The sequence below is a fragment of the Allorhizocola rhizosphaerae genome (assembly GCF_003426775.1).
In the GTDB taxonomy this organism is placed as follows: Bacteria; Actinomycetota; Actinomycetes; order Mycobacteriales; family Micromonosporaceae; genus Allorhizocola; species Allorhizocola rhizosphaerae.
The window spans coordinates 1-9,048 of record NZ_QJUG01000290.1 but is presented as its reverse complement, the minus strand read 5'-3'; the positions used below and the strand labels follow the sequence as shown (position 1 = coordinate 9,048).

The 9,048-nt window shown below is 65.6% G+C and carries 4 protein-coding genes and 1 pseudogene; 3 read left to right on the top strand and 2 right to left on the bottom strand.

Annotated features, from left to right (window positions below; all coding sequences use genetic code 11):
* Positions 1-158: pseudogene (locus DM816_RS37350) on the bottom strand (AI-2E family transporter); the annotation flags it as partial.
* A 269-nt stretch (positions 159-427) separates the two neighbouring features.
* Positions 428-1,453, bottom strand: a complete 1,026-nt coding sequence (locus DM816_RS37345; RefSeq protein WP_246002577.1) for a hypothetical protein — start codon at positions 1,451-1,453, stop codon at positions 428-430.
* An 839-nt stretch (positions 1,454-2,292) separates the two neighbouring features.
* Between DM816_RS37345 and DM816_RS37340 the strand changes: the two genes are divergently transcribed.
* The 3 genes from DM816_RS37340 to DM816_RS37330 all read left to right on the top strand — a co-directional run bounded on the left by DM816_RS37340 (position 2,293) and on the right by DM816_RS37330 (position 8,017).
* On the top strand, positions 2,293-2,817 hold the full coding sequence (locus tag DM816_RS37340; protein WP_162908229.1) for an exo-rhamnogalacturonan lyase family protein: 525 nt from the start codon (positions 2,293-2,295) through the stop codon (positions 2,815-2,817).
* 24 nt (positions 2,818-2,841) lie between these two features.
* Complete coding sequence (locus tag DM816_RS37335; RefSeq protein ID WP_117215227.1) at positions 2,842-5,094, top strand: rhamnogalacturonan lyase family protein; 2,253 nt, start codon at positions 2,842-2,844, stop codon at positions 5,092-5,094.
* Between the two features lie 490 nt (positions 5,095-5,584).
* Positions 5,585-8,017 (top strand): PQQ-dependent sugar dehydrogenase, encoded by a 2,433-nt coding sequence (locus DM816_RS37330; protein ID WP_117215226.1) that lies wholly within the window; start codon positions 5,585-5,587, stop codon positions 8,015-8,017.
* Positions 8,018-9,048: the final 1,031 nt, after the last annotated feature.

The following is a 9,048-nucleotide window of genomic DNA, read 5'->3' as shown; positions in this document are numbered from 1 at the left end:
ACCAGGGCCACGAGAACGGCGACGGCTCCGGACAGGGTGGCACCGACGATCGGGATGAACGCGCCGAGGAAGACCAGCGCGGCCAGCGGCAGCGCGAACTCCACCCGCAAAATGAGCAGGGCCAGGCCGATCCCGACCGCGTCTATGAACGCCACCAGCCACCCGTCGTGGCCCAAAAGCGGACCGAGCCCGGTCGAGGCGTGCCAGAACCGCTTCATGCACAACGTTGTGACCGACGGCGGGGGCATCCCCTTTTGGGCGCCGGCACGTGAGGAAACATCGCTATGCGGCGACGGGGACCCGATGAACACATAGCGATTCGGTGCACCACAACAGTTTGTTGTCGCCGACGTGCACGGCGGCGTGGCGGCCGGCGACGACGAGCGGCATGTCGAAGGTATGCGGTGCGAGATCTTCCGCCCAGTCCTCACCGACTCGGGTGTTCATCCGACCTGTCGACGGCAATCATCGCGTTGCCCTTCCCGACGGGCGGTGTGGGTCGCCTCCGCGAGGTAATGATCACTGCGGCGGCCGTCGCCAGGATGAACACCGCTATTGCTGCGAAGGCGATCAGGGTCTGCCAATCGGGGTGGACCACCGACTGGCCTCGCTTCGCCTGCCAGGTGAGCACCGTGAACACACCGGTGTAGCCGAGCGCGGCGACACCGACCAGCCGAGCACGAACCCGTTCGTCGCGTAGCCGGCTGCGCCGGGGGGCGAGTAGGCCCAGGACGGCCGTGAGGAGCAGTAGTAGGTGGATGCCGTGCATGCCAATGAAGTGCGGCACGCGCAGGTCGCCGCCCGTGGTGCTCCAGTGGGTGAGGGGCATTCCGTTGCCATCGGGGTCGCCGATGCCGTGGCCACCAGTCATGGCCACCAGGTGACCGTTGGCGTCAGTTACGGTGCGGGAGGTGACACCTGAGGAGTTGCTGAGCCAGACCGCCACGACCATGCTGGCCACGGCCAGTCCGAGTCCGGCGCGCAGGGCGAGGCTAAGTGCACGGTCGCCGGTGCGTTGAATCAGCACCAGGATCGCGATGGCCAGCGTGGTCACAAGCAGCGGCATGATGCCGAAGCTGAACACCGTCTGCACGGTCTGGGCGACAGGGTCGGCGTTGTCGTTGAAGTGACTGAAGGTGCCGTGTGCGGCGGCGTAGGCGACGGCACCCACGTCGAATACCCCGGCGACCGCGAAGACGGTGCCGAGCCACCAGCCGATGCGCCTGCCCTTGCGTAGCTTGCTAAGCAGCCACGCCAGTGTTAGGCCGTACAGCCCCATGGCGAAGCCGAACTTCATCGGCTTCACCCATACCGATTCACCCATGAGCAGACGATCGTCAACTAACACGCCGACGGCGCACACCAGCATGATGGCGAACATGAACGTCGCGTTCGCCATCAGCGGGCGATGCCAGCCGCGCATCGCGCCGAGAGGCGTTGTGAGGATACTCAAGGGGCGCTCCAAAACGGGGGCCAGCAGGGTGATAACGAGTTACTAGCTGGGCCTTCTTGCTTGATTCTGTATGTCGTTAGCCTCCTCGAACGTCGCGCACTGAACCATCGGGGAAGTCCCCGGGTGTACCCCGGGGATTTCCCCGGGATGAAGGGGTCCGGGGATTTACAGCGTGTCGGCGAAGGCTCGCGGCTGCTGGCCGACGCAAGTTCTACCCCCGTGGTGCGCGGCGTATATCACAGATAGAGGGCTGTTTCGGGAGAACAGCGGGTGGTGGCTGCCCGGCTATCCCGATTCCGCTTGGGCCACCACGACTTTGCCTGTCCGACAATCTGCGGGTGTCACGTGGTAACGCGCCATCACGACCCGCGCCTATTGCGTGCAGGTGCTCACCTATGCAGAACCGGGTACGCCCTGAGGTGTTCGCTTGCTAACCCAATGTCGCGGCGATGCTTACGGTGCGTCCCGAGCCCAGCGATCGAGTCCACATTGATTGACACCTCTCTGTTCTACAGGCAACATATCTGTTACATGTGGTCTTGAGGGGCAGCAAGCCACGTAGTTAGGCCACTCCAAAGCCTTCCACGTTCCGGGCACGTGATAGGCCGACCGGTTTCGGCACGCCGACCTTTGCCCGGCAGGCTGCCGTCCCCACCGGTCAGGCCAAAGCCGCCGACCCAATCCCGTGGGGCGAGAGTGGAACCACACTCCCGCCCTCACCCGCAAGCCCGGCGTGACGGCAGCACTGCAGGGGCCGCCGTCAGCCGATTGGCGGTTGCCCGACCGCTCGCACGCCAAGGTCTGTCGGCGTCAGCTCACACCACATGAAGGAGGTCACTATGGCGACGGAACAAGCGGGGATACGCAGAAGGGCACTGTTGGCTGGCACTGCGGCCGGTGTCGATGCGTCGGCGGTGGCCGTGCCACTGGTTCGGGAGCGCAGCGCGCAGGCGGCGACGGCGAGCCGTAGAGCGGTGTACAGCCTGAATCCGGATTGGCGGTTGGTGCAACAGGATGTGGCCGGAGCCCCAGCTCCGTCCTTCAACGACTCGGCGTGGGTGGCGGTGAGCGTCCCGCATACGTACAAGGATGTGGACTCGTTCGACAACTACATCACCGGCTCGGGAATTCGTGCGCTCGATCAACAATCTGGCGCGGCTGGTCGATGCCGGGAACCGCGCCTGGAGTTCCACACCGGCCACGCGGGTTATCCCCGTAATCTGCACTGGCGGACCGAGCGGGTCGAACTCCCGGCGGTTCTGAAGCCGATCGACGAGACGAGCTTTGCGTCGACCAACGCCAGCTCGCAGTACGGCCTGGCCGCGATCCAGTGCCTCACCCTGGTCGGCCACCACCTCCCCTGACCTAGATTACTTTGGAGCACATCCATGAGAAGAAGAGCTGCTTTTCTCGTCGCGGCAGCTACCGTGCTGCCGCTCACGGTCGCGGTATTCCCGCTCGGCGCGCACGCGCAGGCGACCCGGTACGAAGCGGAGAACGCCAGCTGCGACGGCACGATCGACTCCAACCACCCCGGCTTCTCCGGCTCCGGATTCTGCAACAGCACCAACGCAACCGGGGCCGCGGTGCAGTTCACGGTGAACGCGCCGAGCGCCGGCACCGCGACCGTGAGCATCCGGTACGCCAACGGCGGCACCACCGACCGGCCCGCCACCGTCAACGGCACCACGGTCGCCTTCCCCGGTACCGGCGCCTGGAACACCTGGGCCACGAGCACTCTGAGCCTCCCGGTCAACGCGGGCGCCAACACCGTCCGCGTCGCCGCCACCACCGCGGCCGGGCTGGCCAACATTGACTACCTCGACTTCGAAGCGGGTGGTACCCCGCCAACTGGCAGGCGGATGGAAAGCCTCGGCCGCGGCGTGGTCGCCGTCCGCTCCAGCAGCACGAGCGTCCTGGTCACGTGGCGGCTGCTGGGACTGGATCCCGCGGGCATCGGGTTCAACGTTTACCGGTCGACCGCAGGCGGCGCGCCCGTCAAGCTCAACTCGTCGGTGCTGACCGGCGGGACCAACTATGTGGACTCGTCGGCCAACCTGTCGCAGGCCAACGCCTACCACGTGCGCCCGGTTATCGACGGCGTGGAGCAGGCGCCCAGCGGCGCCTTTACGCTGACCGCCAACCACGCGGTCGAGCCCGTGGTCCGCGTCCCGCTGCGCTCCGGTGGCGCGATCAAGTTCGTGTGGGTGGGCGACCTCGACGGCGATGGCGAATACGACTACGTGCTCGACCGGCAGACGTCCCCGCAGACGATCGAGGCCTACCGCGGCAACGGGCAGTTCCTGTGGTCGGTCAACATGGGCCCCAACAGCACCAACCAGAACAACATCGAGGGCGGATCGTCCACCATCGACGTGGGCCACAACGACGGCGTCACCGTCTACGACCTCGACAGCGACGGCCGGGCCGAGGTGGCCGTGCGCATCGCCAACGGGGTCAGATTCGGCAACGGCACCACGTTCACCAACTCCGACAACAACCGCCAGTTCATCGCCATCCTGGATGGCATGACCGGCGCGCCGAGGGCGACCGCCCCGGTGCCTACCGACTACCTGTCCGACGGGCCTATGTACGCGCGGTTCGGGGTGGGGCACCTCGACGGGATCAACCCGAGCCTGGTGGCGTACATGAAGAACCGGATCGGCTCCGGCAGCTTCAACCTCATGTACACCGCCTGGCGATTCACCGGCAACTCGCTCACCATGCAGTGGAAGTTCCTGCGCGGCAACCAGAATCTGCCCGACGGGCACAACACCCGAATCATCGACGTGGACGGCGACGGCCGCGACGAGGTCGGTGAGATCGGATTCATGCTCAACGGCAACGGCACCCTGCGCTACTCGCTGGCTCCCCACGGCATCGTGCACGGCGACCGCTGGTTCATCACCGACATCGACCCAGCCCGGCCCGGCCTGGAAGGGTACGGCATCCAGCAGGACCACCCGAGCGGAATGCTCGACTACTACTACGACGCCGACACCGGCAGCATGATCTGGCAACACCGCACCAACGCCCCCGGCGCCGACGCGGGCCGTGGCATGGTCGCCGACATCGACCCCCGCCACGCCGGCATGGAAACCTGGTCGTTCAACGGCGAGGTCAACTACACGAGCACTCCCAACGGCCTCTACAACGCTGCGACCAACCGGTTGGTCGAGCCCAACACCAGGAAACAGCCGTGGCCGCACATGGGTGTCTGGTGGGACGGCGACCTCCTGCGGGAGCTGTTCTCCAACGAGCCCACCCCCGACAACCGCGACGCCAGAATCGTCAAGTGGGACCCGGCCAACCCATCCGACCCCTGGGCGGTACCCCGACAGGTGACCTTCTCGCAGTACGGCGCTGTCACCGCCCTGGGCAACAGCGTCTACCCCACCCTCATCGCCGACATCCTCGGCGATTGGCGGGAGGAGGTGGTACTGCCCAGCCCAGAATTCGACGAACTCGTCATCTTCACCACCGACCGGGCGACCAACACCAGGCTGTACACCCTGGCCCACAACCCGGCGTACCGCAACAGCATGACCCTCAAGGGCTACCTGCAATCCGGCAACGTCGACTACTTCCTCGGCAACGGCATGGCCCAGCCGCCACGCCCCGACATCGCCTACACCGGCTGACAGGAGAATCAACGTCTTGAGCGACTGCTCTGATTCCACCTCGCCGATCACCGGGTGGACGCGGGAGCGGTGGACGGGCCTCGCCCGATGACCCGCTGCTCGCCGTGCGGGCGTGTGCCTCACCAGGCCACGCCCGCACGGCACCGCCCAGCCCACCGCCGGCTACGGTTCGTCGGCTACCGCCTGGGCGACTTCGTCTATGCCCCTTGCTACGGGCAATGGTCGGATGCGCTCGACACGGCACTAGACGGAGCCCGTATCGCGCTGATCGACGGTACCTTCCTGACGTCGACGGAGATGCCAGGAGTCAGGGGCCGCCTGTCCATTGTGGACTCACTACTGCATCTGGCCCCCCACCCGGGTGTGCGGTTCCGCTATACCCACCTCAACAACACCAATCCCTCCTGTCGCACTCACCCTCCGGGCAGGAGTTCTCGCTCGCGGCGGAGATGGAGATCCGGTAACACCCTTCGTGGATAGGAGAATGTGCATGAGACGCATCAGCGTCCTGACGGCGGCTGTGCTTGCCCTCGGGTTGGTGCCGCCGACCTCGGCCGCACAAGCCGCCCCCACCCGATATGAGGCGGAGTCCGCCCCCGCCATCTGTGACGGCACTATCGACTCCAACTGGCCCGGCTTCTCCGGCACCGGTTTCTGCAATGGCGCCAACGCTGTCGGCGCTGCGGCGCAGTTCACCGTCAACGCCGCCAACACGGGCACGGCGACGATCGCGATCCGTTATGCCAACGGCGCCTCGGCAGACCGGTCGGCCGACATCATCGTCAACGGCTCGCCGGTGCAACCGGCTTCGTCGTTTGCCCCGACGGGGGCATGGAGCACCTGGGCTACGAAAACGCTGACGGCACAGGTCAATTCGGGAAGCAACACGATCCGGCTCTCGCCGACGACGGCCGGCGGGCTGGCCAGCATCGACTTCCTCGACTTCGAAGTCACCCCGCCGCAGACCTTCGCGGATTATCAGGCGGAGAACTGCACCATCTCGCAGGGCGTCGTGGAATCCAACCACGCCGGCTTCACGGGCACCGGCTTGGTGAACATGGACAACGCCGCCGGCAGTTACATCCAATGCACGGTGTCCTCGACCGCAGCGGGCACCTTCAGCGTCGAGATCCGTTTCGCCAACGGGACGACCACCGACCGGCCGATGACCATTACAGCCAACGGTACCGGGGCGCAGTCGGTGTCCTTCCCCGGCACGGGCGCCTGGTCCACGTGGTCCACCCAGACCCGCAACGTGTCGCTCAACGCGGGCAGCAATACGATCCGCATGACCGCGACCACGGCCAACGGCGGCCCCAACGTCGACCGGATCAGGGTGGCGGCCCCCGTCGACACTCAGCGGCCGACCGCCCCCGGCCAGCCCAGCTGCAGCAACATCGGCGAGACGACGATGACGCTCAACTGGGGACCGTCATCGGACAACGTGGGCGTTGTGGCCTACGACATCTTCCACCTGGGCACCCAGATCGCGACCGCCCCGGCGCCACCGGCTCCGCCCTACAACCTGACCGGTCTGCAGCCCAACTTCCAGTACCAGATCTCCGTCTTCGCGCGGGACGCGGCGGGCAACGTCTCCGACACCAGTCCCGAGGTGTTGTGCCGGACGCAGGCGATCAGCGACCCGACCCCGCCGACCACGCCGACGAACCTCACCCACTCCAACATCACCCAGACCACGGTGAACCTGAGCTGGGGAGCATCGTCGGATAACCGTGGCGTGACGGCGTATGAGGTGCTCAACGCGAGCAACGCCGTGATCCACACGGTCACCGGCAACCCGCCGGCGACCAGCACCACGGTGCCGGGCTTGACCTGCAACACCGCTCACACGGTGCGGGTGCGGGCCAAGGACGCGGCGGGCAACGTCTCGGGTACCAGCAACGCGGTCAGCTTCACCACCGCCACGTGCAGCCGTGGCGTGCCGCAGACCCCGACCACCATCGCCGGCGGCTGGGATGTGCCCTGGGACATCTCCTGGTATCCCAACGGCTCCGCGGCTCTGGTGACCGAGCGGGACACCTTCCGGGTCTTCCGGGTGCTGCCCAACGGCACGAAGACACAGCTCGGCACGGTGCCCAACAGCGTCAGCAGCGGCGGCGAGGGTGGGCTGATGGGCGTGGCGATGTCGCCGACCTGGAACGGCACGACGGACACCGATGTGTTCTTCATGCACACCTCCAACGACGGTGGCACGACACAGAACCGGATCGTCCGCATGTCCTACAACGGCACCACACTGTCCAACCGGACCGTCATTTTCGGCGGTATCCGCTACAACCGATACCACAACGGCGGCCGGCTCAAGTTCGGCCCAGACGGATACCTATATGTCACCACCGGCGACGCGCAGCAGACGAACACGTCCCCGGATCTCAACTCGCTCAACGGGAAAATCCTGCGGATCACCAAAACCGGAGCAGCTGCGCCGGGCAACCCCTTCAACACTGCGGTCTACAGCTACGGCCACCGCAACCCGCAGGGCCTCGCATGGGACTCGGCCGGTCGCCTGTGGTCCTCGGAACTGGGCAACTCCAGCGCCGACGAGCTGAACCTGATCCTGCCGGGCCGCAACTACGGCTGGCCGACCTGTGAGGGCACCTGCAACGTGTCCGGAATGGAGAACCCGAAGATGACGTTCTCGGTGAGCACCGCGTCGCCGAGCGGCATCGCCATTGTCAACGACACGGTCTACGTGGCGGCGATGCGCGGCCAGCGGCTGTGGCGCATCGAGCTGTCCGGCACCTCCGCCGGAGCCGCGTCGACCTACTTCGTCAGCACCTACGGCCGCCTGCGCGCGGTCGAGAAGATCCCAGGGGCTAACGCGATCTGGTTCGGCACCACCAACTCTGACGCCCTTGGCAGCGGCGCGGCCGACGTGATCCGCCGCTCGAACATCCAATAGCGCCAGTTTGGGGGTGGTCGTGCGGCCACCCCCACTGGTCAGTTGTCGAGGAACCCACTGCGCCTCACATCGGTACCCATGACAACGCATTTGAATCGACGCCCTTGACTTCGATACCCATGCCCCAACCTAAGATCATCGGTGTCGTTGCTTAGCGCTCATGACTAGCCGCCAATGATCGCTGTCCGATGGTTGCATGACCCCGACCGCCGCGACTTCGACCTGCACAATCTCGGTGCGGTGTTGGTGATAGGGCGGAATGTAGCTGTAACGATGAGGACCGTTGTTGACCCTGGATTGGTGGGCGACCGCCGGGTTTGGTGTGGCGTCGATGTTAGTTGGGCGATGAGTAATCATGCCTGTACGGCGTCGACGCGGTCCTCGTACCGACAATCCCGCCTGGGCTCCAACCATTTGTCGAACAGCGGACTTCTGGTCCGCGGGGTGACTCCGCGGGCTGAGCGTGAAGGCAGCGGATTTTGGCTGCGGACTTCGGTCGGTCTGCGTGATCGATGCGTGATCGACGGCCCTGCGTAGCGCCTGACAGCGGCCGTCACGGCCCGGCACGGCGTTCCCGCATAGGCCGACATGCGCTGTCAGTCGCCAACATGGACCGGTTTCACCTGGTCGCAGCCGGTACCAATGCCGCCATGCGCGCCCCGTGGCCGATCTGTCCGGCTCGCTTCATTGCGTTGAACTGGGAAAACAGGCGGTTGACATTCGCGGGAACGACATGCTGCCTGTGTTGGCGCGATCTTGATCCTGCCAGGTTAGTGCACGTTTGTCCGAAATTTGCATCGCGTTCGTCACATTTGTGAACGTTGGCGAATACCGATTGGTGATCCACCGGGCGGCCATGCTAAGGTTTCTGCCGTTGCCATGAGCGCCGCTAGTGTGCCGTCTCAGTTTTGAATAGACAGTTGTGTAGTATTCGATGTCATGACTGCTGCTGCCGATCCGTTACCGGTATCCGATGGTGAGCGGGAAGTGCTGGATTCCCTTGCCCGGTCGCAGACCGCGCCGTTTCGGAT